Source organism: Streptomyces sp. NPDC001348, from assembly GCF_053597535.1.
This window is the reverse complement of record NZ_JBSFIK010000051.1, coordinates 15319-40144: the sequence shown is the minus strand read 5'-3', so window position 1 is coordinate 40144 and position 24826 is coordinate 15319. Positions and strand designations below refer to the sequence as shown.

At 72.7% G+C, this 24826-nt stretch carries 23 protein-coding genes; 14 read left to right on the top strand and 9 right to left on the bottom strand.

Going from position 1 to position 24826, the window contains the following annotated elements; genetic code table 11:
* The first annotated feature begins 32 nt into the window (after positions 1-32).
* The 5 genes from ACWC21_RS36125 to ACWC21_RS36105 are packed head-to-tail and all read left to right on the top strand — an operon-like array spanning position 33 to position 5979.
* Positions 33-665, top strand: a complete 633-nt coding sequence (locus ACWC21_RS36125) for a hypothetical protein (protein WP_450888277.1) — start codon at positions 33-35, stop codon at positions 663-665.
* Positions 662-3253: a putative PEP-binding protein gene (locus tag ACWC21_RS36120; protein WP_450888275.1), complete on the top strand. Its 2592-nt coding sequence runs from the start codon at positions 662-664 to the stop codon at positions 3251-3253. The genes ACWC21_RS36125 and ACWC21_RS36120 overlap by 4 nt, the downstream gene beginning before the upstream one ends.
* Entirely contained in the window at positions 3250-4371 is a 1122-nt protein-coding gene (locus tag ACWC21_RS36115) for an acyl-CoA dehydrogenase family protein (RefSeq protein ID WP_450888274.1), read from the top strand. Before ACWC21_RS36120 ends, ACWC21_RS36115 begins: the two co-directional genes overlap by 4 nt.
* Positions 4372-4408: 37 nt before the next feature.
* On the top strand, positions 4409-4828 hold the full coding sequence (locus tag ACWC21_RS36110) for a Zn-ribbon domain-containing OB-fold protein (protein WP_450888272.1): 420 nt from the start codon (positions 4409-4411) through the stop codon (positions 4826-4828).
* Positions 4825-5979, top strand: coding sequence for a thiolase family protein (locus ACWC21_RS36105; RefSeq protein WP_450888270.1), 1155 nt, complete (start codon positions 4825-4827; stop codon positions 5977-5979). The genes ACWC21_RS36110 and ACWC21_RS36105 overlap by 4 nt, the downstream gene beginning before the upstream one ends.
* Positions 5980-6056: 77 nt before the next feature.
* Here ACWC21_RS36105 and ACWC21_RS36100 read toward each other — a convergent pair whose 3' ends face one another.
* A complete protein-coding gene (locus ACWC21_RS36100) occupies positions 6057-6707 on the bottom strand; it encodes a TetR/AcrR family transcriptional regulator (RefSeq protein WP_450888268.1) in 651 nt (216 codons plus the stop codon).
* Between the two features lie 144 nt (positions 6708-6851).
* On the opposite strand from ACWC21_RS36100, the gene ACWC21_RS36095 reads away from it, so the two are divergent.
* A complete protein-coding gene (locus ACWC21_RS36095) occupies positions 6852-7454 on the top strand; it encodes a TetR/AcrR family transcriptional regulator (RefSeq protein ID WP_450888266.1) in 603 nt (200 codons plus the stop codon).
* 19 nt (positions 7455-7473) lie between these two features.
* On the opposite strand, the gene ACWC21_RS36090 is transcribed toward ACWC21_RS36095, so the two are convergent.
* The 4 genes from ACWC21_RS36090 to ACWC21_RS36075 all read right to left on the bottom strand — a co-directional run bounded on the left by ACWC21_RS36090 (position 7474) and on the right by ACWC21_RS36075 (position 11458).
* Positions 7474-8907: a 2-oxo acid dehydrogenase subunit E2 gene (locus ACWC21_RS36090; protein WP_450888265.1), complete on the bottom strand. Its 1434-nt coding sequence runs from the start codon at positions 8905-8907 to the stop codon at positions 7474-7476.
* A 4-nt stretch (positions 8908-8911) separates the two neighbouring features.
* Positions 8912-9937, bottom strand: coding sequence for an alpha-ketoacid dehydrogenase subunit beta (locus tag ACWC21_RS36085; protein WP_450888263.1), 1026 nt, complete (start codon positions 9935-9937; stop codon positions 8912-8914).
* Positions 9938-9942: 5 nt separating this feature from the next.
* A complete protein-coding gene (locus tag ACWC21_RS36080) occupies positions 9943-10929 on the bottom strand; it encodes a thiamine pyrophosphate-dependent dehydrogenase E1 component subunit alpha (RefSeq protein ID WP_450888261.1) in 987 nt (328 codons plus the stop codon).
* Between the two features lie 97 nt (positions 10930-11026).
* Positions 11027-11458 carry a VOC family protein gene (locus tag ACWC21_RS36075; RefSeq protein WP_450888259.1) on the bottom strand — a complete coding sequence of 144 codons (432 nt, stop codon included), beginning with the start codon at positions 11456-11458 and terminating at the stop codon, positions 11027-11029.
* Positions 11459-11627: 169 nt separating this feature from the next.
* Here ACWC21_RS36075 and ACWC21_RS36070 point away from each other — a divergent pair, with 169 nt between their 5' ends.
* The 4 genes from ACWC21_RS36070 (at position 11628) to ACWC21_RS36055 (ending at position 15896) form a co-directional block, all read left to right on the top strand.
* Positions 11628-12908 (top strand): aromatic ring-hydroxylating oxygenase subunit alpha, encoded by a 1281-nt coding sequence (locus ACWC21_RS36070; RefSeq protein WP_450888257.1) that lies wholly within the window; start codon positions 11628-11630, stop codon positions 12906-12908.
* 29 nt (positions 12909-12937) lie between these two features.
* Entirely contained in the window at positions 12938-13729 is a 792-nt protein-coding gene (locus tag ACWC21_RS36065) for an SDR family NAD(P)-dependent oxidoreductase (RefSeq protein ID WP_450888255.1), read from the top strand.
* 52 nt (positions 13730-13781) lie between these two features.
* Complete coding sequence (locus tag ACWC21_RS36060) at positions 13782-15518, top strand: PEP-utilizing enzyme (RefSeq protein ID WP_450888253.1); 1737 nt, start codon at positions 13782-13784, stop codon at positions 15516-15518.
* Between the two features lie 63 nt (positions 15519-15581).
* Positions 15582-15896 (top strand): putative quinol monooxygenase, encoded by a 315-nt coding sequence (locus ACWC21_RS36055; RefSeq protein ID WP_450888252.1) that lies wholly within the window; start codon positions 15582-15584, stop codon positions 15894-15896.
* A gap of 49 nt (positions 15897-15945) precedes the next feature.
* On the opposite strand, the gene ACWC21_RS36050 is transcribed toward ACWC21_RS36055, so the two are convergent.
* Genes ACWC21_RS36050 through ACWC21_RS36035 form a run of 4 tightly spaced genes read right to left on the bottom strand, consistent with a single transcriptional unit; the run spans position 15946 to position 18920 of the window.
* A complete protein-coding gene (locus ACWC21_RS36050) occupies positions 15946-16977 on the bottom strand; it encodes an NADP-dependent oxidoreductase (RefSeq protein ID WP_450888250.1) in 1032 nt (343 codons plus the stop codon).
* Positions 16978-16981: 4 nt separating this feature from the next.
* Entirely contained in the window at positions 16982-17197 is a 216-nt protein-coding gene (locus ACWC21_RS36045; protein ID WP_450888248.1) for a transposase, read from the bottom strand.
* 5 nt (positions 17198-17202) lie between these two features.
* Positions 17203-17517, bottom strand: a complete 315-nt coding sequence (locus ACWC21_RS36040) for a 2Fe-2S iron-sulfur cluster-binding protein (RefSeq protein ID WP_450888246.1) — start codon at positions 17515-17517, stop codon at positions 17203-17205.
* Entirely contained in the window at positions 17514-18920 is a 1407-nt protein-coding gene (locus ACWC21_RS36035) for an aromatic ring-hydroxylating oxygenase subunit alpha (RefSeq protein ID WP_450888244.1), read from the bottom strand. The genes ACWC21_RS36040 and ACWC21_RS36035 overlap by 4 nt, the downstream gene beginning before the upstream one ends.
* Positions 18921-19356: 436 nt before the next feature.
* On the opposite strand from ACWC21_RS36035, the gene ACWC21_RS36030 reads away from it, so the two are divergent.
* The 4 genes from ACWC21_RS36030 to ACWC21_RS36015 all read left to right on the top strand — a co-directional run bounded on the left by ACWC21_RS36030 (position 19357) and on the right by ACWC21_RS36015 (position 24335).
* Positions 19357-20496: a sugar ABC transporter substrate-binding protein gene (locus ACWC21_RS36030; protein ID WP_450888242.1), complete on the top strand. Its 1140-nt coding sequence runs from the start codon at positions 19357-19359 to the stop codon at positions 20494-20496.
* A 66-nt stretch (positions 20497-20562) separates the two neighbouring features.
* Positions 20563-22131 (top strand): sugar ABC transporter ATP-binding protein, encoded by a 1569-nt coding sequence (locus tag ACWC21_RS36025; protein ID WP_450888240.1) that lies wholly within the window; start codon positions 20563-20565, stop codon positions 22129-22131.
* Positions 22132-22158: 27 nt separating this feature from the next.
* Complete coding sequence (locus ACWC21_RS36020; RefSeq protein WP_450888238.1) at positions 22159-23295, top strand: ABC transporter permease; 1137 nt, start codon at positions 22159-22161, stop codon at positions 23293-23295.
* Complete coding sequence (locus tag ACWC21_RS36015) at positions 23292-24335, top strand: NAD(P)-dependent alcohol dehydrogenase (protein WP_450888236.1); 1044 nt, start codon at positions 23292-23294, stop codon at positions 24333-24335. The genes ACWC21_RS36020 and ACWC21_RS36015 overlap by 4 nt, the downstream gene beginning before the upstream one ends.
* The last annotated feature ends 491 nt before the right edge of the window (positions 24336-24826 follow it).

Genomic DNA, 24826 nt, shown 5'->3' with positions numbered 1-24826 from the left:
AAACCGCGGAAACCCAAGGAAAAGGTGCGGCGATGCAATCTGCTGCCACGGCCGGGACGGACGCTCTCGACGAGTCCCTCACCGACGCCGTTGTCGACCTGGTTCTGCGTGGCATGTGGCGCGGCAGGCCGGAGTCCGAGTACGGCGGCCTGGCGGGCGCCGGGCTGGCCATGGTGAAGGGCCCGGTCGTCCTGCCGACCGAGCGCGCCAAGGCGATCGCCGCGCGGCTCCTGCGGGTGCCCGCGGGTTCCGAGCAGGAGGAGCGGATCACCGCGGCCTACCGGGCCTTCCTGCCGGTCAACCGCAGGATCCGCGAGGTGTGCACGGCGTGGCAGTGCCGCCCCGACGGCACCGCCAACGACCACACCGACAGCGTCTACGACGCCGAGGTCCGCGAGGCCCTGGAGGACGTGCACGAGGCCATCCAGCCCGTGCTGCGCAGGCTCGAGCGGGTGCTCGTGGGCAGCGGGCGGTACCTCGCCGCCCTGGAGGACGCGCTCGACCGCTTCGACGACGGCGCGGTGGAGTGGCTGGCCTCGCCGCTGTGCGACTCGTACCACACGGTGTGGATGCGGTTGCACCAGGAGCTGCTGCTCGTGCTCGGCGTCAGCCGGGCCGAGGACGAGGCGCTCGAGGAGGAGCTCGTCGCGGGGAGCCGGGGTTGAGCATCACCGACCGCCCGGCCGGCCCGCCCACCCGGGCCCCCGCTCCCGCTCCCGCTCCCGCTCCCGGCCACAGCCTGGTGCCGTACGGCCAGGGACGGATCCGCGGGCTGGACGCCGGTGAACTGGGCACGCACGGCGTCGCCATGGACCGGCTGGTGGCCCTGGGACTCCCCGTGGTCCCCGGGCTCACCCTGGCCGCCGGGTCGGCGGCGTCACTGGGCGAGCCGGACACCGCCCGCGCCGCCGTGGAACTCGTCGAACAGCTGTCGGGACGGCGGATCGGCGACCGGGCCAGACCCCTGCTGCTGCGCCTGTCTGCGAGTGCGCCGGCCGAGGTCGCGGGACTGCCGCCCGACCTGGCCGGGATCGGCCTCGCCCCGGCCGGCGCCGACGGCCTGTGCGCCGTCATCGGCCGGGAGGAGGCGCTGTACGAGGTCTGGGCGGCCACTGTCCGGATGACCGCCGAACACGCCCTCGGCGTGCCCGCAGCGGACCTCGACGACGCCCTGCTCGACGCCGCCGGTGCCAGGGCCCGCGTCGACGCGCTGCTGTCGGCCGTCGCCCGGCACACGGGGCGGCCGTACCCGGACGACCCGGCCGAGCAGCTCGCGCTGGCCGCCCGGGCGATGCTGGCGCGGTGGGCCTCTCCCCGGGCCAGGCGGTCCCGCAAGGCCCAGCGGCTGCCCGCGGACCTGGGCATCGCCCTGCACGTCCAGGCGCTGCGCATCGGACCGTGGGACCGCTCCGGCTACGGCACCGCGGACAGCCGGGACCCCGACACCGGTCGTTTCGCGGCGCGGGGCTCCTTCTTCCGGGGCGTGCGCCGCAGCGCGCCGCCCCCGCACCAGGGTGAGCCGCTGGAGCAGCTCGGCCCGGCCCACGCGCTCCTCGAGCACTCCCTGCTCACCCTCGAACGCCATCTGCACGCGCCGGTCCGTGTCGACTTCGAGCTGCGCGACGGCGAGATCGCGCTGCTGGCCGCCTCGACCCCGAGCCGCCCTCCGCTGCGCGCCACCGTGTGCCTCGCCGCCGACCTGGCCGCGGAGGGCTCGCTGGGGCGGGAAGAGGCGGTACGCCGGGTCGGTCCCGCCCAGGTGCAGGAGCTGCTGCACCCGCGGCTGAAGCCGGCCGGAACGGACGAGCCCCTCGTCCGCGGGCTGCCCGCCTCCCCCGGAGCCGCGGCCGGCCCGATCGCCCTGTCCAGCGAGCGCGCCCTCGAACTGGGCGTGGCCGGCACCCCCGCCGTCCTGGTGGCCCACGAGACCACACCGGCCGACGTCCCCGGGATGCTGGCCGCCGCCGCGGTGCTCACCGGCAGCGGCGGCATCGCCTCGCACGCCGCCGTGGTGGCGCGCGGCGCCGGCACACCGGCGGTCTGCGGCGCCGACGGCCTGCGCGTGGACCGGGCGGCCGGCACGGTCCGCATCGGGGACCGGGTGCTGCACGAGGGCGACCCGGTGTCGCTCGACGGCCGCACCGGCGCCGTGTACGCCGGCACGCTGCCGGTCACGGTCGCCGGCCCGCCACCGGAGCTGTCCACCCTGCTGGGCTGGGCGGACGGTCTACGGCGGCTCGGCGTACGCGTCAACGCGGACACGGCTGCCGAGGTGGCCACCGCGGTGGCCCTGGGTGCCGAGGGCGTCGGCCTGTGCCGCACCGAGCACCAGTTCCTCGGGGACCGGCTGCCACTGATCCGGCGGGTTCTCCTCGCCGCCGACCGGGACGCCCGGGACGAGGCGCTGCTCGCCCTCGAGCAGGCTCAGCACGAGGACTTCCGGGCCCTGCTGTCCGCCGTCGGGGACCGCCCGGTCACCGTACGGCTGCTCGACGCCCCGCTGCACGAGTTCCTGCCCGCGCCGGGCGAGGCCGGCGACGCCGGGGCCGAGCAGCGGGCCGCCGCGCTGCGGGAGGCGAACCCCATGCTCGGGCTGCGCGGGGTGCGCCTGGCCCTGCTGCACGAGCGGCTGTACCCGGCGCAGGCCGAGGCGCTGTTCGCCGCCTGGGCGGATGTCGCCGCCACCGGCGTGCGGCCCGCGCTGGAGGTGATGATCCCGCTCGTCAGCCTGCCGGAGGAACTGGCCGCGGCGGCGGCGTACGTACGGGGGGCCGCCGACGCGGTCGCCGAACGGACCGGCGTCCGGGTCCCGTACCGGATCGGCACGATGATCGAGACACCGCGGGCCGCCCTGCTGGCCGCCGAGCTCGCGGAGCACGCCGAGTTCTTCTCCTTCGGCACCAACGACCTCACCCAGCTCACGTACGGCTTCTCCCGGGACGACGTCGAACGGCAGGTGCTCGCCTCCTACCTGGAGCGCGGGTTCCTGACCGCCAGCCCCTTCGCGCGGCTCGACCCGCACGGGGTGGGCGCCCTGATCGCCCTGGCGGCCGAGCGGGCACGGCGCGCGCGTCCCGGCATCAAGCTCGGCGTGTGCGGTGAGCACGGCGGGGACCCCGAGTCGATCGGCCTCTGCGACGACCTGGGCCTCGACTACGTCTCCTGCTCCGCACACCGCGTGCCGGTCGCCCGGATGGCGGCCGCGCACAGTGCCCTGCGGGAGCGGCACGACGAGAGCGAGATCCCACGATGACGAGCACCGTGACCGAGGGCACGGCCCTGTCGGACACCGAACGGGAAGACCTGCGCGAGACCGTGCGTACGGTGTGCGCGGACGCCGGCGGCACCGCGGCGGTGCGCCGGCTGCCCGAGACCGCGCCCGGCATCGACGCCGGGTTGTGGGACACCCTCGGCCGGCAGGTGGGGCTGGCCGCCCTGGGACTGCCCGAGGCGGCCGGGGGCATCGGCGGTCTGGCCGAGATCGCCGTGGTCTGCGAGGAACTGGGCAGGACCCTCGCCCCGGTTCCGGTGCTGTCGTCCACGGTGCTCGCCGGGCAGGTGCTGGCGGGCTGCGGCACGGCGGACGCGGCGCTGGCACGGCTGGCCGAGGGGACGACGCACGCGCTCGCGGTGGCGTCCCGCGACGGCGCCTGGCGGCCCGGTGCCGTGCCGGTGGCGGTCACCTCCTGGCACGGCAGTGTCCCGGTGCTGGACGGCACCGCGCCGTTCGTCCTGGACGGCGCCGACGCCGAGGCACTGGTGGTCGCGGCCGCGGGCACCGACGGTGTGGACCTGTTCCTCGTCGACCCCCACGATCCGGGGGTCTCGGTGCGCCGGGTCCGCACCCTGGACCTCAGCCGCGGACAGGCGGTGGTGTCCTTCTCCGGTGCGCGGGCCCGGGCACTGACCGCGGGGGGCGAGGGCGCGGAGGTCGTCACCCGCGCCCTGGACGTGGCCCTGGTGGCACTGGCCGCGGAGCAACTGGGCGGGGCCCAGGCCGCGTTGGACATGACGGTGGCCCATGTGCGGGAACGCACCCAGTTCGGCAGGGCCGTCGGCAGCTTCCAGGCGGTCAAGCACACCTGCGCCGACATGCTGCTGCAGGTGGAGGCCGCGCGGTCGGCGGTGGTGCGCGCGGTGCGCGCGGCGCACTCCCCCGGGGCGCTGGCCGAGGCGGCCGCGGTGGCGCAGGCGTGGTGCGGGGAGGCGTTCCTGTTCGTGGCCGCCGAGTGCGTGCAGTTGCACGGCGGGATGGGCTTCACCTGGGAGCACGACGCGCACCTGTACTTCCGGCGGGCGCAGTCCGACGCCGCCCTGCTGGGCGGCGCCGCGCACCACCGGGAACGGCTCGCCGCGCTGCTGGGCTGGTGAGGGCGGAAGGCGGAACGCAATGACCGGGCGGAACGGGATGACCACCAGACTCATCGACGAGACCCTGTTCGACGGCGTGGATCCACCGCGCCTGGCGGGCGCACGCTGCTCCGGGTGCGGCACCGTCGTCTTCCCCAGGCAGGACGCGTGCCCCAGGTGTTCGGACGGGGCCATGTCCGCGCACGCGCTGCCCGTGAGCGGACGGCTGTGGTCCTGGACGCTCCAGGCGTTCCCGCCCAAGCCGCCGTACCGGCCGCCGGCCGGGGGCTACGAGCCGTACCACGTGGGCTATGTGGACCTCGGCGAGGTGCTGGTGGAGTCGCGGCTGGCGATTCCCCGCGCCGGGATACGGATCGGGCTTCCGGTGCGGCTCACCACGGTGGCCGCGTACCACGACGAGGACGGGACCGAGGTGCTGACCTTCGCGTTCGGGCCGGCCCGGGAAGGCGGGCGATGAGCCGGAGCGACGAGGTCTACGTGGTCGGCTGCGGGATGCATCCCTTCGGCCGGGACGAGAGCGTCACGGGAATGGACATGGCCGAACGGGCGGTGCGCGAGGCACTGGCCGACGCCGGCGTGGCCTGGCAGGACATCGGGTACGCGGCGGGCGGCTCCGACGTGTCCGGGAAACCCGACACCCTGGTGGGCCGGCTGGGGCTGACCGGAGTGCCGTTCGTCAACGTGCAGAACGGCTGCGCGACCGGCGCCTCGACCGTGCTGGCGGTGGCGGCCGCACTGCGCGCGGGCGAGGCCTCGCTCGGGCTGGCGGTGGGCTTCGACAAGCACGGGCGCGGCGCGTTCAACGCCTCCCCCGCCCGCTACGGACTCGGCGAGTGGTACGCCGAGAGCGGCATGATGCTCACGACGCAGTTCTTCGCGCTGAAGACCCGGAGGTACCTGCACGAGCACGGCATCTCGGAGCGGGCGCTGGCGATGGTGGCGGCGCGGGCCTTCCGCAACGGCTCCCGGCATCCCCTGGCCTGGCGCCGCAAGCCGCTGACCGAGCAGGAGATCCTGGACTCCGCCGAGGTCAGTCCGCCGCTGACCCAGTACATGTTCTGCTCGCCGGGGCAGGGCGCGGCGGCACTGGTGCTGGCACTGGGTGACCGGGCCTTCGACCTGTGCGAACGCCCCGTGAGACTCGCGTCGTTGGCTTTCCGCACCCGGCGGTTCGGTTCCTTCGAGGTGTTCTCTCCCTGGCTGCCGCCGGGACCGCACCGCAGTCCCAGCGTCGACGCGGCCGAGGCGGCCTTCCGCAGGGCCGGTGTGGGTCCGGCGGACGTGCGGGTGGCCCAGGTGCAGGACACCGACAGCGGCTCGGAACTGATCCACCTCGCGGAGACCGGGCTGTGCGCCCACGGCGAGCAGGAGAAACTGCTGGCCGCCGGGGAGACCGACCCCACGGGGCGGCTGCCGGTGAACACCGACGGCGGCTGCCTGGCCGGCGGGGAGCCCGTCGGCGCCTCGGGACTGCGCCAGTTCCACGAGGTGGTACGGCAGTTGCAGGGCCGGGCACCAGGGGTACAGGTGCCCGGCGGCCCACGCGTGGGCTTCACCCATGTGTACGGGGCACCGGGGATCAGCGCTTGCTCGGTGCTGACGGTGTGAGAGGCGAGGCCAGGTTCCGCCCGGGGGTCACCGACGCGGGGGCGAGGCACCGCAGCGCACCGGGCGCGAACCCGCGTTCAGACGGACGCGGCGGCGTCCTGCTCCGCGGCGATGATCCGCAGCGCCGTCGACCTGACCGCCTCCTGCACGGCACGCGGCGGCAGGCCCGCCAGCGGCCCGCCCTCCGCCCGCAGCGCGGTGACCAGCATGGTGGTGCTGATCAGGGTACGGACCGCGAGCGCCTGCGCGGCGTGCCTGGCCCTGGCCGCGCGGGGGCTGCGGGTGGCCGCCTCGGGCAGGTAGTCGTACGCACGCTGGATGTGCCGCTGTTCGAACTCGTCGCGCAGCAGCTTCACGTTGCCGTTGGCGGAGGCGACCTGCACCTGGAAGAGACGGGCCTCGTCCGGGTTCTTCTCCACCCAGTCCCACACGGCGTCGATGACGCGCACCAGCCCCTGGGCGTCACCCGGTTCGGTCTCCGGACGGGCCTCCTCCACGACGGCGTTCAGCTGGTCGAAGACCCGGCGCATGGCCAGCTCGAGAAGCTCCTCCTTGCCGTCGAAGTGGTAGTAGACGGCCGTGGGCACCACCTGGGCCTCGTCCGCGATGTCCTGGACGCTGGTCTCGGCGAATCCCTTGCGGCCGAAGACACGCACCGCGGCGTCGATGATGTGCTGCCGCCGTGAGGGCCGGTGGGCCGGCTGCTTGCCGTTCTGCGTGCTGGCCATGTGTGCTCCCCTTGCGGCTTCCGGGTCCGGTGCCGATACGCCCGGCGTACTGACCATGTTATCCAGTAACTCGGTCATGACGGTGCCGTAAATCCTGGTACCGCCGTGGTGCTGCGGGAAGTGGCGTTGGGCATACTTGACACCATGACGACTTCCGGACCTCGTGCCGCTCACCGCCCCTCGCGCCGGCAGTGGGTGATCGAAGCAGCCACCGAGCTCTTCGCCACCCAGCCGCCGGACGAGGTGACGGTGGCCGACATCGCCGCACGGGCCGAGATGACGTCCGCGGCGGTGTACTACCACTTCTCCTCCAAGGACCAGGTCCTGGTGGAAGGCATGCGGGTGTTCTCCGCGGCGCTGCGCGAGCAGCTGAAGTCGCTCACCGAGGCGCACACCCCCGGTTCGGGCGTCGGCACGGAGGTGACGGCGCTGCTGGCGTGGCTGGCGGAGCACCGGTCGGCCGCCACCGTCTTCTTCGTCTCCTCGGCGGGGATGAGCCAGGAGGCGGAGGTGCTGCGCCACGAGATCCGTGCGCACCTGCTGGAAGAGCTCGTACGGCTGGTGCGCAGGGACGGCGAGCCGGTCACCGACGCGGAGGCGGCGGTGACCGGCCTGGGGGTGCTCGCGCTGCTGGAGAACGCGGCGATCTCGCAGATCCGGGGCGACGAGGTCTACCGGGCTCTCGGGCACCGGTCGTTCACCGAGGAGGTCCACCGGCTCGCCGACCGGATCACCGTGGCGCGCTGACCGGCACGACGGGGGAGCCTCACACCAGCAGGCGCAACGGCCCGCGCAGCAACCTCTCCACGGTGCGCAGGTACTCGGCGGCGGGAGCACCGTCGACGGCGCGGTGGTCGAAGGTGAGGCTGAGGGTGAGCACCCGGGTGCGCGACGGCCGGTCGTCGACCCACTCGACGCCGTCCCGGAGCCTGCCCACGCCGAGGATGGCGACGTTGCCGGGGTTGATCACGGGGGTGAAGAAGTCGACGCCGTACCCGCCGAGTGAGGTGACGGTGAACGTGGCTCCCTCCAGTTGGGCCGGGGAGACCCGTCCCGCGCGGGCGGCGTCCGCCAACTCCCTCGTCCGGCGGGCTAGTTCTGGCAGCGGCAAGGCCGCCGCGTCCTCGATCACCGGTACGAGGAGGCCGCCCGGAACGGCGACGGCGAAGCCGAGGTGGATGTCCTCGTAGAGGTGGATGCCGTCCTCGTGCACTCCCGCGTTGAGCAGCGGGTGTTCCCGCAGGGCCAGTGCGGCGGCCTTCAGCAGGAAATCGTTCAGGCTCGGCACCGGCAGATCGCTGTCGGCCCACTCCTGCTTGAGCTGGGCCCGCAGGGCCACGACGGCGTCCATGCGCACCTCGTAACCGTGGGTCAGCTGCGCCATCTCCTGGAGGCTGGCGTGCATCCGGCGGGCAATGGTGCCGCGCATCCCGGTCAGCGGGACGACGTCGCCGGGGCGCGGTGGAGCGGAGCGCGCCGGAGTGGGCCGCGCCGCGGTGGGTTTGGGTGCCGGGGTGGGAGCGGGTGCCGGGGTGACGGCATCGAGGTCGGCCCTGCGGATGCGGCCCCCCGCGCCCGTGCCGCGCACGTCGGCGAGGTCGATACCGCGCTCCTTCGCCAGACGGCGGACCAGCGGGGAGACGGGGAGGACGGGGGACGCGTGTTCCGCGGGCGCGGCGGCGAGGAAGTCCTCCACGTCCTCGGAGACGATCCGGCCGCCGGGTCCCGTGCCATGCAGGGCGCCCAGGTCGACACCGGCCTCGGCCGCCACCCGCCGGGCGTTGGGCGAGGACAGGATCCGGCCTCCGCTTCCGCGCCGGGCCGTGTCGCCGCCCAGGGACGCGGCACCGTTCACGGGGACGGCGACGTCCGCGGGGGGTGCCGTGGGCGGGACTTCGCGAGCGGCCCCGTTGGTCCCGGGCCCGGGAGGCATCGGCGTACCCCCCGGGCCCGGTGGCTGCTCGCCCTCGGCCAGCAGCCAGCCGATGAGCGCCCCCGCCGGGACGGTGGTGCCCACGGGGACCAGGGGGTGGAACACTCCGCCGGCCTCCGCCTCGACGTCCACGTCGACCTTGTCGGTGGCCAGCCGCAGCAGCGCCTCACCGGCCCGGACGGTCCCCCCGGCCGGCACCAGCCACTCGTCGATCGTGCCGTCCTGCATGGTCAGGCCGATCTTCGGCAGCAGCACCTCGACAGCCATGTCCTCACGACCTTTCGAGCAGCCGGCGGCAGCCCTGCGCGATCCGGGCCGCGTCGGGTACGTAGGCCTTCTCCAGCACAGGGGAGAACGGCACCGGCGAGAAGGGGGCGCCGATCCGCAGGACGGGCGCGTCGAGGAAGTCGAAGGCCTCGTCCTGGATCCGGGCGGCGATCTCCGCGCCGAGTCCGCCGAAGGTGACGGCCTCGTGCACCACCAGCACCCGGTTGGTCCGCCGGGCGGAGGCGATCATGGTCTCGGTGTCCAGGGGCTGCACGGTGCGCGGATCGATCACCTCGATCTCGATGCCCTCGGCGGCGAGCTCGCCGGCCGCCGCCAGGGCCTCGCCGACCATCCGGCCGAGGGCGATCACGGTGACGTCGGATCCCGGCCGCGCGGTGTGGGCCTGCCCGAGCGGGATGCCGTAGATCTCCTCCGGCACCTCGCTCTTACTGCCCAGCAGCACCTTGTTGAGCATGACGACGACCGGGTTGTCGTCCCGGATCGCCGAGACGGTCAGGCCCTTGGCCGTGTAGGCGTCGCACGGCATCACCACCTTCAGGCCGGGCACGTGGGCGAGCCAGGCCTCCAGGCTCTGACTGTGCTGGGCGGCGGCGCCCAGCCCGGCGCCGGAGGCGGTGGTGATGGTGAGCGGCACCGAGACCGCCCCGCCGAACATGTACTTCATCTTCGCGGCCTGGTTGACGATCTGGTCCAGGCAGACCCCGATGAAGTCCATGAACATCAGGTCGACGACGGGGCGCAGGCCCCGGGCGGCGGCCCCGACACCGAGGCCGACCAGCGCGGCCTCGGAGATCGGGGTGTCGATCATGCGGCGGGGGCCGAACTCGTCCAGCAGGTTGTCGAACATGCGGAAGACGCCGCCGTATCCGGCCACGTCCTCTCCGGCGACGAAGACGTTCTCGTCCTCGCGCATGGCCTGCGCCAGCCCCTCGTTGAAGGCCTTGACGTAGGTCAGGGTGCGGGCCGTGCGCTGCGGGGCGCCGGCCGGTGCTTCGGTGATGGCGGTCATGTCGGTCACCCCGAGTAGACGTTGAGCAGCAGGTCGGCGGTGTCGGGCAGCGGACTGGCCTCCGCGTGGGCGATGGCCTCGGCGATCTCGTCGCGCGTGCGCTGCCACACGTGGTCCAGCTCCGCGCGGGTGGCGGTGCCGTCGGCGACGGCACGGGCCTCCAGCAGGTCGATCGGGTCGCGGGCCTTCCACTCGTCGACCTCCTCCTGCGAGCGGTAGGGGTGGCGCAGTCCCTTGACGCCCTGGTGGTCGAAGTAGCGGTAGGTCTTGGCCTCGATCATCATCGGGCCCTCGCCGGACCGGGCACGTGCGACGGCGTCGACGGTGGCCCGGTGGACGGCGACCGCGTCCATGCCGTCGACGATCACGGCGGGCATGCCGTAGGCCGCCGCCCGGTCGGCGACGTCGGTGAGGAGCATGTGCTTGGACTGCGGGGTGAACTCGGCGTAGCCGTTGTTCTCGCAGACGAACAGCACCGGCAGGCGCAGGACGGCGGCCATGTTGGCGGCCTCGTGGAAGGAGCCGATGTTGGTGGCGCCGTCACCGAAGAAGGTGACGGCGACGCTGTCCTCGCCCTTGTACCGGGCGGCGAAGGCGGCGCCGACGGCGATCGGGATGCCGGCGCCGACGATGCCGTTGGCGCCGAGCATGCCGAGCCGGACGTCGTTGATGTGCATGCTGCCGCCGCGTCCGAGGCAGGCGCCGGTGACCCGGCCGTACAGCTCGGCGTACATCTGCCGCAGGCCGACGCCCTTGGCCACGGCGTGCCCGTGTCCGCGGTGAGTGGAGGTGATCTGGTCGTCGTCGCGGAGCGCCGCCATCACCCCGGCCGCCACGGCCTCCTGGCCGACGTAGAGGTGCAGGAAGCCGGGCAGCTTGCCGGCCTCCATGAGCTTTCCCGCCTCGGTCTCGAACAGCCGGATGCGGACCATGCGCTCGTGCAGGTCACGGATGACCTGCGCGGTCGGCTGCTGCGGTGTTGTGTGAGCCATCGTCCGCCCCTTCGCCCCGAGGGAGGTGTCCCACCGATCGGACTTTGTTGTGTCTGCCTACAGTAACTGGCAGGGGGCACCTTACTGAAGAGGCTGTCTAATTACTACGGCAGTCGACCAACTCGACGACATTGCCTTCCGGATCGACCCAGAAGCTGATCCGCCGCCCGCGCGCCTCCACCACGACCGGGGACGACAGCGGCCGGGCACCCGCGGCCGGCAGCGCGGCGACGACAGGCTCGATGTCGTCGAGAGGGAAGGTGAGATACGACAGTCCGCCGCGTGCGGCGAGCGGTACGGCCGCCCGGGCCGGCACGGCCGCGACCCGGGGCCGGATCAACTTGATCAGGCCTCCCGACGGCACCTGGAGCCAGACGACCAGAAGCTCCCCGCCCAGACCCGCCGGCCCCGCGATCCCCTGGGGCACCACCGAGCGGTGCACGGGACGACAGCCGAGCGCCTCACGGTAGAACCGCTCCATCAACTCCTGGTCCGCCACGACCATCCCGGCCTCGAAAGGCCGAGTCATCGACACACCGGGCTCCACCGGCCACCACCTCGAACGCGGGCAATCCGTCCATCACTTTTCCTACTTACTATTGACAGACAACACTAAGCCCTGTTGTTTTGTCGCTCACAGCCCAGCTGCCGCAACCGGAGCCGTTCCCCAGCTCGGCTGGGAGGATTGTGAGGACGCCGTGGTCCGGACCAGTTCACTGGAGCCCCAGCAGACGACTGACGAGCGTCAGCCGCCCGGGGCGCCGGAATACTCCTCGTGGATCAGCCAGGACCGGTCCACCGACCCCGCTTCCGTGGTGATGCGGGAAGAGGCAGGCCAGCTCGTCGAACGTGTCGTGGAGCACTACCGCGCGGGTACGACGCACGAGGCCGCGGACCAGTGGACGGAACCCGTCTCGAACTACCTCGACGCCGACCGCTGGCGGCGCGAGACGGACGCCGTCCACCGTAGCGTGCCGCTGCCGCTCGCCATGTCGTGCGAGCTTCCCGGGCCGAACACCTACAAGGCGATCGACGTGCTCGGCGTCCCGGTCCTGATCACCCGTGACCGGCAGGGCGCCGTGCACGCGATGATCAACGCCTGCCGGCACCGCGGGGCCAGACTGCTCGAAGCGGGCTGCGGCGTGTCGAAGCGGCTGACCTGCCCCTACCACTCGTGGTCTTACGACCTGGCCGGTGAGCTCAGGGGCGTGTACGCCGAGAAGACCTTCGGCAACGTGCCGCGCGAGGGCCGCGGCCTGGTCCGGCTGCCCGCCGCGGAGCGCGCCGGCATCGTCTTCGTCTCCCTGGATCCGGCGGCCGAGCAGGACCTCGACGCCTGGCTGGGCGACCTGGGACCGCTGCTGGAGGGGCTTCGCCTGGCGGAGTGCCACCACTATGCGACACGCGAGCTGACCAGCCCCAACTGGAAGGTCACCCTCGACGGGTACCTGGAGACGTACCACTTCGCCTCGCTGCACCCGAAGACGGTGTTCGAGACGAATCTGTCGAACATGATGGCGCACGACACCTGGGGCCCCCACCAGCGCGTGGCGCCCGCTCTGCGGCCCATCGCCCAGGCGGTGGACCTGCCGCCGGACCAGCGCGACCCCGGGGACTGCGTCGGCCCCATCTACTGGCTCTTCCCCGGGCTGGCGATCGCCGGCGGCTGGCGTCAGAAGATCGCCGTCTCGCTGGTCCTGCCCCGGACGGCCACCGAATCGGTCACCCAGCAGATCATCCTGCTGCGGGAGCCGGCCGTCACCGAGGAGGAACGGGGGGCCGCCGACCAGTTCGGCGAGTGGTTCTACGAAGTGGTCCGCGACGAGGACTACGCGACGACCTACGGAGTCCAGCAGGGGCTGCAGGCCCTGGCCGCGGCCGGGACCGACTTCGTCTTCGGGCGCAACGAGCCCGGCCTCCAGCACTTCCACCGCACCATTCACGAGCACCTGGACAACGCACCCAGAGCCGCCAGGTGACCGATCCACAACAACCGCAGGAGAACACCATGGTGGCTACGGGCAGCCTCGACGGACGTGTCGCGGTGATCACGGGCAGCACACGCAGCATCGGCCGCGCCATCGCCGAGGCCTTCCTCGCCGACGGCGCCACGGTCGTCGTCAGCGGCCGCAGCGAGGTCAAGGGCAAGCAGGCACTGGAGGAGATGGACGCCGGGGACCGGGCCGTCTTCCACCCCTGCGACACCAGCAGCCAGGAGGACGTCGAGGGCCTCGCCGACTTCGCCGCCGAGCGGTTCGGCCGGCTCGACATCTGGGTCAACAACGCGGGCGGCACGCAGGGCTTCGCTCCCCTGCACCAGCTCAGCGACGAGGCCTGGAACCACGCGCTCGCGTTCAACCTCAACGCCTACTTCTACGGCACCCGGCGGGCGCTGCCGAAGATGCTGGAGCACGGCTGGGGCCGCGTCATCAACATCTCCTCCGTCGAGGGCAAGCAGGCCAACAAGCCCGCGATCAGCCACTACATCACCAACAAGCACGCCATCCACGGGCTGACCAAGGCGACCGCCTTCGAGTACGGCACCCAGGGCGTCACGTGCAACGCCATCTGCCCCGGCGCCGTCGACACCGACCTGATGCGGGCCGCCGGCCCGGCCGCGGCGGAGGCCGAGGGCATCAGCTACGAGGAGTGGCTCGGCCGGTTCGCCGAGCACGCCGCCACCAAGAAGATCACCACGGTGGAACAGATCGCCGCGGTCGCCTCACTGCTGGCGTCCGACGCCGGCGCGGGCATCACCGGCGCGCTGATCAGCGTCGACGGCGGGACGGCGCAGTGGTAGGCGCGGGACGGGCAGTGGCAGGCGCGGGCACGGACGGCGGGAGACCCCGGTCATGAAGAGCTGGATCACGGACTGGCAGCGCAGTGAGCGGCTGCCGCACTACACCCGCGCCAACGCGGGCGAGACCCTGCCGGAACCGGCCAGCCCACTGGGCTGGACCCTGGTGTGGGGGCCTGGTCTGCGGGGCTGGCGCAAGGGCTTCGTGGGTTTCGGCATCTACCGCGACGACGAGGTGGCCGGTCCCAGGCCCCCGTTCGTCGGGATGTTCGGCGGCTACTTCTACCTGAACCTGTCGCACATGCGGCTGTTCGGCATCCGGATGGGGCAGACGGCGGACCAGATCGACGCGGCCTTCGTCGGCCGGCGCTCCGACACCCCGGTGTACGTGCCCCACCCGGAGGACCAGGACGAGGAGCTGACGGCCAAGGCGGGCGCGACACTGCAGCGGATGCTCGGCCAGACGAGCTTCCCGGAGGCGGACAGCGACCGGGAGCGGGTGCGCCGCATCCGCCGCGAACGGCCGGATCTGGCGAAGCTGTCCGACGCCGGACTGGTGGCGCACGTCCGCTCGCTGCTCCCGGAGGTGGAGACCACCTTCCAGCGGCACGTCGAGTCCTCGCTGCCCGCGTCCGTCGGGCCGGCGATCCTCGGCCCGCTCTGCGCGAGCGTGGACCGGCCGGACGCCATGCTGGACCTGATCAGCGGTCTCGGCGACGTCGACTCGGCGTCGTCCTCGGCCGGCCTGTGGGACCTGTCCCGTCAGGTGGTGGCCTCGGCGGAGCTGACCGAGCTGTTCGACCGGGGACCGGACGCGGTGGAGCGGGCCCTCGACGGGGCCGCCGGGGACGTCAAGGCGTTCCGTGACTCCTTCGAGGAGTTCCTGGCCGCCCACGGTGACCGCGGCCCCAACGAGTGGGACATCCACGCGCTGTCCTGGGAGGCGGCGCCGGTCCAGGCGCTGGCCCTGGTCGACCGTATCCGGCACAGCGCCGAGGCCGACTCCCCCGCCGGGCGGCACCGCAGGCTGACGGCACGCCGCGAGGAGACCGCGGCCGGGGTACGGGCCGCCCTGCCCGAGGACGCGCAACCGATGTTCGACGCCGGCATGCACGCCTCCCAGGTGTGGATCCCGGCCCGCGAGCGCACCAAGGGCAACTGCGTGACCGTGGTCAACGAGATCCGGATGGCGGTGCGCGAGCTCGGCCGCCGGGGCGTCGAGGCCGGGCGCTTCGCCAGGCCCGAGGACGTGATGATGCTGCTGGAGACCGAGCTCGACGACTACGTCGCCGACCCGGAGCCCTTCGGCGCCGTCATCGGCCGGCGGCTCGAGGAGTACGCGGGACTGCACGAGCTGGAGCCGCCGTTCTTCGTCGCCGACGACGCGCGGACCGAGATCGACACCTGGCCGCGGCGGGCGGTGGAGCGCACCGACGCGGCGGCCGAGGGGGATGTGCTCAGCGGCGTCGGCGGCAGCCACGGCACCTACACCGGTACCGTGCGGGTGGTCACCGACCCGGCCTCGTGCGAGGCCCTCGAGCCCGGTGAGGTGCTGGTCGCGCCGATCACGGACGCGGCCTGGACGCCGTTGTTCCTGGTCGCCGGGGCGGCCGTGGTGGACGTGGGCGCGCTCAACAGCCATGCCGTCGTGGTCTGCCGTGAACTGGGCATTCCGGCCGTCATCTCCGTCGAGGGCGGAACCGAGCGGCTGCGCGACGGGATGGTGATCACGGTCGACGGCGACAAGGGCACGGTCACCGTGGACAGCGTTCCGGCCGCGGCCGGCATCTGAACGCCGCGGGCCCGTCGCTCCCCTGACAGGAGCGACGGGCCCGCGGTCATGGAAGGGACGCACATGGCAGAGCAGATCATCGTCTCCGGGTGGATGGACTACGAGCCGGAGGACCGCGACACGATGCTGGGCCACCTCGTCGCGCTGGGCCGCCGCACGCGCGAAGAGGAACCCGGCTGTCTGGACTACGCGATGACCCCGGATCCCGCCGACGAACGGCGGATCCGGGTGTACGAACGGTGGTCGTCCCAGCCGGCACTCGACGAGCACTTCACCACCGCGCACATGAAGGAGTTCCGGGCGGCCACGTCCGGGCTCGTGCGCGTGGGCGTCAGCCTCCAGACCCACACGGTGGCCGCCTCGCACGACATGCGCTGAAGGATCGCCGAGCCTGGTGAGGGGCCTGGGGCACGCAGCCCCGGGCCCCTCAGGCGTTCTCGTCCAGTCTGACCAGCATCTTGCCCACGTTGCCGCCGGCGAGCAGGGACAGCAGCGCCTGGGCCGCGTTCTCCAGGCCGTCCGCCACGGTCTCCCGGGCCGTCACCTCGCCCGAGCGCAGCCAGCCCGCCACCCGGCGCTCGAACTCGGGCCGCAGGTCCTCGTGGTCGCGCACGATGAACCCGCGCAGCGTGAGCCGCTTGAGGACCGCCTGCATGAGCTGGTTGATGCCGGCGGACCGTCCCCCGCCGCCGAACTGCGACATCATGCCGCACAGCGCGACCCGGCCGCCGGGCCGCAGGGCGTGCAGGGCGGCCACGAGCTGCTCGCCGCCGACGTTGTCGAAGTAGACGTCGATGCCGTCGGGCGCCAGCCGGGCGAGCGCGTCGCGCACCGGCTCCGCGCGGTAGTCCGCGGCCGCGTCGTAGCCGAACTCCTTCACCAGCAGCGCGCACTTGTCGGGCCCGCCCGCGGTCCCGACGACGCGCCGGGCGCCCAGGAGCCGGGCGAACTGTCCGGCGGCGCTGCCCACGGCACCGGCCGCCGCCGAGACGAGAACGGTGTCACCGGGGCGTACCGCGGCGATCCGCGTCAGTCCCACGTAGGCGGTGAAGCCGGTCTGCCCGAGCAGTCCCAGCCAGGTGGGCAGTGGAGCGAGTCCGGGGTCGATGCGCCCGGCGCCGTCGCTGTCGGACGCGTCGACGACGGCCCACTCCCGCCAGCCGAGCTGGTGGCGTACGAAGGTGCCCGGTGGCACCGCGGCCGAGCGGCTCTCCTCCACGACACCGAGGGCCCGGCCGTCGAGCGGGGATCCGGGGGTGAAGTTGTGCGTGTAGTGCTTCTCGGTGCTCTCCAGCCGCCCGCGCATCGAGGGGTCGACGCTCATGTAGAGGTTGCGGACGAGGAGTTGGCCGGCGCCGAGCGGCGGCAGCACACGCTCCTCGATCGTGAAGTCGCCGGGGGCCGGTTCGCCGGCCGGGCGGCGCACCAGACAGACCACCCGGGTGGTGCGGGCCGTCATCGGCTCACTCCTCCGGCCGGCCGGGCGGGCGCCGCCGGGCGAGCCGGCCCACCCAGCCGGCCATCTGCAGGTCGGCGTGGCGCAGTTCGCCCGACTGCCAGCGGGCCTGGAAGTCGAAGATGCCCCGCGCCCCGGTCTTCGGGTCGGTCACCTCGACCAGTCCCTCGTCGGTGAGCCGGTACACGTGGCCGGTCAGCGGATGGGTGACTTGCTTGGGCATGGTGCTCACTCCTGCACTCGGCGGCGCACGCCGCGTTTGGTCACGGTCACCGGGCCGGCGACCCGGAGCCGGCAGGCGAGCCTGGTGCGGCCGTCCACCGGCCGGCGCAGGGCCTGGAGGCCCTCGCGCTCCAGCGGGTCCACCGGTGAGCAGTTCTCGGCGCCCTCGTCGACCTCCACGAAGCAGGTACGGCAGGTGCCCTTGCCGCCGCAGACGGTGGGCCAGCGGTAGCCGAGCCGCCTCGCGGCGCTGAACAGGTCCTCGCCGTCGAGCACTTCGAGCTCGGCACCCGAAGGCCTGACGGCCACACGATGGGTCACTTGTCCATCCAGTGGTCGAGTGTCCGGTTGAAGTGCCGGATGCGGCTCTCCTGGTAGTTGGCCAGGGTGATGCCGGGCTTGCGCATCGTCTTCAGTCCCTGCTGGACGTAGGGCAGGTTCTCGCAGTCCTGGTCGAAGACGGGTCCGAGCACACCGAGTTCGGGGATGTCCGCGAAGAGCATGTCCTGCGGGACCCAGCGGATCCCGGCGGGGGCCGGCATCACGCCGGGCTCCTTGGGGGCCGACATGAAGATGATCTCGGCGATGCAGGAGTCGGGGTCGAGGCCGTCGGGCCGGAACCGGTAGACGATGTTGGACTTGGCGCCGCCCCAGGGATTGAAGTTGGGGAACAGCAGGTAGTTGATGGCGTCCAGCAGTTCGGTGTCCGCGGTCCGTGAGAAGTCCTGCGTCGAGGTGGCGGCGAGCTGCTCGCGCATCCGGTCGGCGAGCACCTGGCGCGCGGTGCCGCCGGGCGGTATCGCCGGCAGTTCGTCCCCCTCCTGCCTCACCAGGTCACGGCCCTGGGCCGCGGAGTAGAACGCGCGCGAGTCGTAGAACGTCTCCAGCACGTCCTCCTCCGTGACCGAGTCGGCCACGTGCGGACTGGGGGCACCCTGGATGTTGATCATGCGGTTCCAGTGGGGCTGGTCGGCCATGACGTCGTACTGGGAGTTGGCGTCGGCGAGCCAGGGCAGCATCTGCGGATGGGTGGCGATCACGTGGAAGGACTCGATGAACGCGTCCTGTGCGACCTTCCAGTTGCAGGGCAGCACCTTGGCGATGTGCAGTGACTTGTAGCGGTTCTCCAGCGGCCAGATGTAGTAGTCGTCGAAGGTGCCGCGGTAGCTTTCGAAGGACTCCGCACAGGGGTCCATGTTGATGAAGACGAAGCCGCGCCAGGTCGCCACCTTCGCCTCGGGCAGCGAGAACTTCTCCTCGGTGACGTGCGGGAAGTCCCAGGCGCACGGCGGCGCCTGCATGGTTCCGTCGAGGTTCCAGGCGAAGCCGTGGAACGGGCAGCGGAACTCGCCGACGTTGCCGCCGCTGATGCGGAGCTTGCGGCCGCGGTGCAGGCACGCGTTGACGAAGGCGCGGATCTCGTCCGGGGCCGTCCGCACGACGATCAGCGAGTCGGTGCCGATCTCGTAGACCTCGTGGTCACCGACCTCGGGGATCTCGCTCTCCAGGCAGGCGAACTGCCATACGCGCTGCCACACCTGCCGCATCTCGCGTTCCGCCCACTCGCGGGAGACGAAGCGCGCGGAGTCGATGTCCTCGCTGCCGAGGTAGTCGTTCCTTTCGAACCTCAAGGCGGCGGGAACCGGCCGGCTGTCCCGGTCGAGGTAGTCCTGGACGCTGGGCCCAGGGCACCGCGCCGTGCCCACCTCCGACGTTTCGTCCATCATCTCTCCTCCGGCAGAAACTTTAGATCGAGTGTAGTTACCGAGCGCGGCCCGGAGCAACAGTCGTGACGGTCGACGCGGTCGCATCACCCGAGGTCACCGTGGAATCCATGGACCATCCGGGAATTTTTTGCGACAGCCCCCTCCCCAACGCGTCCGCGCCGTGTCACACTCCGACCCACTTGAGGCTGTAGTGCCTCATAAGTTTCTGGCATCGGCCGGGCTCCGACCCTCCCGGCCCAGCGCCGCTCGGACACCGGGCGGCCCGCGCCGTACCCCACGACGGCGAGCACCGCAGCCCTCCATGTCTCACCCCCCACGCGTGCCGTCCCGCCCCGGGCGGCCCAGGATCCGCCTGAACGGAGCCGACCGCCGCGGACGCGGGAGCGACGCGGGCCGCGGCAGCTCAGGCACCACACCACGGGAGTACTCAACGATGAGTTCCAGACCCGGTCGCGCGGTCCGCCGCGCCCTCACCGCGATCGTCCCCCTCACCGCGCTGCTCGCCCTGACGGCGTGCGGCAGCAGCACCGCTCCGGCCGCGGTCGCGACGCAGGCGGCGGCGGACTCCCCCGGCCTGGCGGCTGCCCGCGCGGCCCTCCAGAAGTATTCCGAGCGCCCGGACTCGATCCCCGTCAGCAAGCCCGTGGGCAAGAAGATCCCCAAGGGCAAGCAGGTCGACTTCATCCTCTGCGGCGTCCAGTCCTGCAAGGATCTGGCCGACTTCTTCACCGCCGCGGCCGGTCAGCTCGGCTGGAAGGTCAAGCAGATCGCCACCCAGGGCACTCCCGAGTCCGTCCAGGCCGCCTACGAACAGGCGGTGCGCGACCAGCCGGACGCCGTCGTCGCCTCCGGATTCCCGCGTGCCGTCTACGCCAAGCAACTGGCGCAGCTCAAGAAGGCCCACATCCCCGTCATCCAGTCGAACGCCGACGACGTGGTGGGCGGCGGCGTCTCCCTGCTGAAGAACGGCCCGAAGGACGTCGGTGTCCAGGGCGCGATGATCGCCTCGTGGGTGGTGGCGAACAGCGGCGCCAAGGCGAACACGGTGTACTTCGACCTGCCGGCCTACACCATCCTCAAGCCCGTCAAGGACACCTTCGCGGCCAAGTACAAGCAGTGGTGCGACGGCTGTGCGCTGGACAACGTCGACGTGCCGATCACCGCGGTCGGCAAGGACATGCCGGACCGCGTGGTGTCGTACCTCCGCTCCCACCCGAAGGTGACCGACGTCGTCTTCTCCCTGGGGCTGCTCAACGTGGGCGTCCCGGCCGCGCTGAAGACCGCCGGGATCACCGGCAAGCACATCGTCGTCAACGTCGGTGACGCGCAGAACTACCAGTACATCCAGAGCGGTCTCACCGACGGCGCGATGGCACTGAACTCACACGAGACGGCCTGGATCCAGGTGGACGCGCTGGCCCGGCACTTCACCGGCCAGTCGATGGCGGTGGACCAGAAGGCGGTACTGCCCAACATGCTGGTCACCAAGGACAACCTGCCCTCCGCCGACGGCGACTTCCCGATCGTCGCGGACTACCGGGCGCAGTTCAAGGCGCTCTGGGGACTGAACTGACCGGCCGGCCCGCCGCCGGCTCCGGTGCCGGCGGCGGCGCCTTCCCGCGCAACGTAAGGAGGACCGGTGCACGCTGACACGTCACCGGGGGCGCGACACCACGTCGACGGTTCGGCGGAACACGCGGACCGCCCGGTACTGCGGGTGACCGGGCTGTCGAAGAGGTTCGGCGGCACCCAGGCGCTGCAGGACGTCGACCTGGAGGTCGCGCACGGCGAGATCCACGCCCTGATCGGGCCCAACGGCTCCGGCAAGTCCACCCTCATCAAGATCCTCGCCGGATACCACCATGCGGAGCCGGGTGCGCTCGCCGAGCTCGACGGCGAGCCGTTCGGCCTCGGCCAGGTCGCGGCTTCCCGGCACGACCGGCTCCGCTTCGTCCACCAGGAGCTCGGGCTGGTGGGCGAGTTGAGCGCCATCGACAATCTCGCGCTCAGCCGCGGCTTCGCCCGTACCGCCTTCGGCAACATCCGCTGGCCGGAGATGGAGCGGCGCACGACCGCACTCGTGGAACGGTTCGGCCTCGGCATCGACGTGCGCCGGCCGCTGTCCCAGGCCTCTCCCGTCCAGCGCGCGGTCGTGGCCATCGCGGCGGCGCTGCAGGGCTGGGAGGGCCGGCGCGGTGTGCTGGTGCTCGACGAGCCCACCGCCGTGCTGCCGCCGGGTGAGGTGGCCCGGCTGTTCGACATCGTGCGCGAGGTCCGCGACGCCGGTGCCAGCGTCCTGTACGTGTCGCACCGGATGGACGAGATCTTCGCCCTCGCCGACCGCGTCACGGTGATCCGCGGCGGGCGCCGCATCGCCACCCGCCGCGTCGCCGACCTGACGCCCCGCTCGCTGGCGGAGCTGATGGCGGGCGAGGAGACGGAGACCGACCACCGGCCGGCCCGCCCCGCCGGTGCCACCGAGGCGGTCCTCGAGGTCCGCGACCTGTCGGCCGGACCCTTGCGGAGCATCGGCTTCGACCTGGCCCGGGGCGAACGGCTGGGGATCACCGGCCTGGTGGGCTCCGGTCACGAGCTCGTGCCGTACGCGGTGTGCGGGGCCGGCACCGGGCCGGTGCGTGGCAGGCTGCGGCTGCCCGGGCGCTCCGAGCGGTGGACCGACGCCCGCGGCGCGGGCGCACTGGGCATCCCCCTGGTCCCGGCGGACCGGGCGGGCGAGGGAGTGATCGGTGACTTCGCGGTCGGGGAGAACCTCACCCTCCCGCTGCTGCACCGGTTGCGGGCCCGGGGCGGACACCTGCACCGGCGCCGCGAGTCCGCGCTCGTCGACGAGTGGATCGAGCGGGTCGCGGTGCGCACCGCCGGACGCGGGGCCCGCATCACCACACTGAGCGGAGGCAACCAGCAGAAGGTGGTGATGGCCCGCTGTCTGGCCCAGCGCCCCCCGGTGCTGGCGCTCTGCGAACCCACCGCCGGCGTGGACATCGCCACCCGCCTGCAGCTCTACGACCTGATAGAGCGCCAGGCCGACGAGGGCATGGGCGTCATCGTCTCCTCGTCCGACACCCAGGACCTGCTCGCGCTGTGCACCCGGGTCCTGGTGGTGCGGGACGGCCGGATCGCACGGGAGATCAGCGGCCGCGACATCACCGAGGCCGCGCTCGTGCACGCCATGGAAGGAACCGAGTGAGATGAGCACTGGAAGGATCCGAGTGACATGACATCCACCCCGACCCGGGTTGCGGGAATCCGGCCGTCCGTGCCGGACGGGCCCGCGCCGTCCGCCCTGGGGACACTGAGGCGGCGGGCGGCGGCGCTGTCGTTCCGGAACATCGGCGCCGTGTACGTGTGGCTGGTCATCGTCGCGGTCTTCTCCGTCTGGGCGCCCCAGACGTTCCCGACGGTGACCACGGTCAAGCAGGTCCTCAACGGCAACGCCGTGGCCGGGCTGGTGGCGCTCAGCGTCGTACCGCCGCTGGCGGCCCGTGTCTTCGACCTGTCGGTCGCCTACACCATGTCGCTCACCAGCGTGCTGACCGCGCGGTTCCTGGTCTCCGCCGGGCTCGGGCCCGGTACCGCCGTCGCCCTGGCGATGACCGCGGCGCTGCTGGTCGGAGTGGTCAACGGAGTCGTGGTGGTGCTGCTGCGCGTCGACTCCTTCATCGCCACCCTGGCCACCGGTGCGCTGATCCAGTCGCTGATCACCATGGTCACCGACGACAGCTCCATCACCGGTGTGCAGCTCCTGGCCAAGCCGTTCGCGAGCATCGCCCAGCTCGACGCGGGCGGCATCACGCTGCCGGTGCTGTACCTGCTGCTCGCCGCGGTGGCCATCTGGTTCCTGCTGGAACACACCGCCACCGGGCGCCGGTTGTACGCGACCGGCTTCAACGCCGACGCGTCGCGGCTGCAGGGCGTGCGCACCGACCGGCTGCGTTTCCTGACCCTGGTGACCTCCGCGCTCCTGTCCGGGTTCGCGGGAGTCGTCTTCGCGTCCTCGGTGGGGTCCGGGTCGCCGACGGCGGGCACGCCCTACCTGCTCTCCGCCTACGCGGCGGCCTTCGTCGGGGCGACCCAGCTGCGCGCGGGCCGTTTCAACGCCTGGGGCACGGTGCTCGCGGTGCTGCTGCTCGGCACCGGCGTCACCGGGCTCGGGCTCGCCACCAGCGCGCAGTGGGCCGCGAGCCTGTTCACCGGCTCGGTCCTCATCACCGCGCTGGTGCTCACGGGCGGACGGATCTCCCTGCCGGCGATGCTGCGCCGCCGGCAGGCGCCACGGCCGCCGGGTGCCGGCCCCGCCGCGGTCACCGGGACCGGGGCCGTGCCCGGCAGCGCCGAGGGGGTGGGACGGTGAGGGCTCTTCAGTACCGGAAGGTGGGGCAGGCCCCCGAGGTCGTCGAGGTGCCCGTGCCAGCGCCGGGCCCGGGCCAGGTGCTGCTGAGGGTGACGGCGGCGGGACTGTGCCACTCCGACCTGGCCGTCATGGGCTGGCCGGAGGAGCAGTTCCCCTATCCGCTGCCGCTGACGCTCGGTCACGAGGGCGTGGGCACGGTCGCGGCCGTGGGCAGCGGTGTCACGGAGGTGGCGGAGGGCGACGAGGTCGCCGTGTACGGCCCGTGGGGCTGCGGGCTGTGCCGCAAGTGCGCCGAGGGCAGGGAGAACTACTGCCAGGACGCCGCCGCTCTCGGCATCATGCCGCCCGGGCTCGGTTCTCCCGGCGCCCTCGCGGAGTACATGCTGGTGGACTCGCCCCGCCATCTGGTGCCGCTGCGCGGACTGGACCCGGTGCAGGCGGCGCCGCTGACCGACGCCGGCCTGACGCCCTACCACGCGATCCGGAAGTCTCTGCCGAAGCTGGTCCCGGGCGGCACGGCGGTGGTCATCGGTGTCGGCGGCCTGGGGCATCTCGCCGTACAGCTGCTGCGCGCCCTGACCCCCGCCCGGGTGATCGCCCTCGACGTCGGCGAGGAGAAGCTGCGGCTGGCCGGTGAGGTCGGCGCCCACGAGACGTTGCTCTGCGATGCCGAGGCGGCGGGGCGGATCCGGAAACTCACCGGTGGTGCGGGAGCGGAGGTGGTCCTGGACTTCGTGGGAGTGCGGAGCACCCTGGACGTCGCCGCCGCGTCGGTGGCGGTGGAGGGCGATGTGACGATCGTCGGGATCGGCGGAGGCACGCTGGCGGTCGGCTTCGGCGGCGGGCTGCCGTTCGAGGTGTCCGCCTCGTTCCCCTACTGGGGCAGCCGCGGGGAGTTGATGGAGGTCCTCGAGCTGGCGCGGCAGGGGCTCGTCTCCTCGCATGTCGAGACCTTCTCCCTCGAAGAGGCTCCGTCGGCCTACGAGCGGTTGCACGCGGGGGGCGTCAACGGGCGTGCGGTGGTGCTGCCGCAGGGCTGAGCGTGGGTGCGGCGTGGGGTTCTCGCCCCCGCCGCCCCTACCCGTCCCGTCCCCCAGGGGCCCCGCCCCTTCAACCCCACCGGGGAGCACGCCCCCGATCCCCCGCCGGGGGTAAGCTCCCGGGCCTCCTCAGGAGGCGTGCTCCCCGGCCCGCCAAGGGGCACGCTCCCGAACAAGGGCCACGCCCCAGCATCCCGCAAGGCGCCGCGCTCTCCCATCTCGCCAGGCGCCACGCTCCCGGCCCCCGGCAGGGGCCGCACTCCCGCAACCCGCCAGGCGCCACGCTCCCGCATCCCGCCAGGGCCGCGCCGTCGGACCACGGCAGGGGCCCCACTCCCGCAACCCGCCAGGCGCCACGCTCCCGCATCCCGCCAGGGCCGCGCCGTCGACCCCCGGCAGGGGCCCCACTCCCGCAACCCGCCAGGCGCCACGCTCCCGCATCCCGCCAGGGCCGCGCCGTCGACCCCCGGCAGGGGCCCCACTCCCGCAAC

Bases quoted from the DNA above. Each gene is read 5' to 3' on its own strand.
- ACWC21_RS36125 (WP_450888277.1), top strand. From the start codon at position 33: ATGCAATCTGCTGCCACGGCCGGGACGGACGCTCTCGACGAGTCCCTC.
- ACWC21_RS36115 (WP_450888274.1), top strand. From the start codon at position 3,250: ATGACGAGCACCGTGACCGAGGGCACGGCCCTGTCGGACACCGAACGG.
- ACWC21_RS36110 (WP_450888272.1), top strand. From the start codon at position 4,409: ATGACCACCAGACTCATCGACGAGACCCTGTTCGACGGCGTGGATCCA.
- ACWC21_RS36105 (WP_450888270.1), top strand. From the start codon at position 4,825: ATGAGCCGGAGCGACGAGGTCTACGTGGTCGGCTGCGGGATGCATCCC.
- ACWC21_RS36100 (WP_450888268.1), bottom strand. From the start codon at position 6,707: ATGGCCAGCACGCAGAACGGCAAGCAGCCGGCCCACCGGCCCTCACGG.
- ACWC21_RS36095 (WP_450888266.1), top strand. From the start codon at position 6,852: ATGACGACTTCCGGACCTCGTGCCGCTCACCGCCCCTCGCGCCGGCAG.
- ACWC21_RS36090 (WP_450888265.1), bottom strand. From the start codon at position 8,907: ATGGCTGTCGAGGTGCTGCTGCCGAAGATCGGCCTGACCATGCAGGAC.
- ACWC21_RS36085 (WP_450888263.1), bottom strand. From the start codon at position 9,937: ATGACCGCCATCACCGAAGCACCGGCCGGCGCCCCGCAGCGCACGGCC.
- ACWC21_RS36080 (WP_450888261.1), bottom strand. From the start codon at position 10,929: ATGGCTCACACAACACCGCAGCAGCCGACCGCGCAGGTCATCCGTGAC.
- ACWC21_RS36075 (WP_450888259.1), bottom strand. From the start codon at position 11,458: ATGACTCGGCCTTTCGAGGCCGGGATGGTCGTGGCGGACCAGGAGTTG.
- ACWC21_RS36065 (WP_450888255.1), top strand. From the start codon at position 12,938: ATGGTGGCTACGGGCAGCCTCGACGGACGTGTCGCGGTGATCACGGGC.
- ACWC21_RS36060 (WP_450888253.1), top strand. From the start codon at position 13,782: ATGAAGAGCTGGATCACGGACTGGCAGCGCAGTGAGCGGCTGCCGCAC.
- ACWC21_RS36055 (WP_450888252.1), top strand. From the start codon at position 15,582: ATGGCAGAGCAGATCATCGTCTCCGGGTGGATGGACTACGAGCCGGAG.
- ACWC21_RS36050 (WP_450888250.1), bottom strand. From the start codon at position 16,977: ATGACGGCCCGCACCACCCGGGTGGTCTGTCTGGTGCGCCGCCCGGCC.
- ACWC21_RS36045 (WP_450888248.1), bottom strand. From the start codon at position 17,197: ATGCCCAAGCAAGTCACCCATCCGCTGACCGGCCACGTGTACCGGCTC.
- ACWC21_RS36035 (WP_450888244.1), bottom strand. From the start codon at position 18,920: ATGGACGAAACGTCGGAGGTGGGCACGGCGCGGTGCCCTGGGCCCAGC.
- ACWC21_RS36030 (WP_450888242.1), top strand. From the start codon at position 19,357: ATGAGTTCCAGACCCGGTCGCGCGGTCCGCCGCGCCCTCACCGCGATC.
- ACWC21_RS36020 (WP_450888238.1), top strand. From the start codon at position 22,159: ATGACATCCACCCCGACCCGGGTTGCGGGAATCCGGCCGTCCGTGCCG.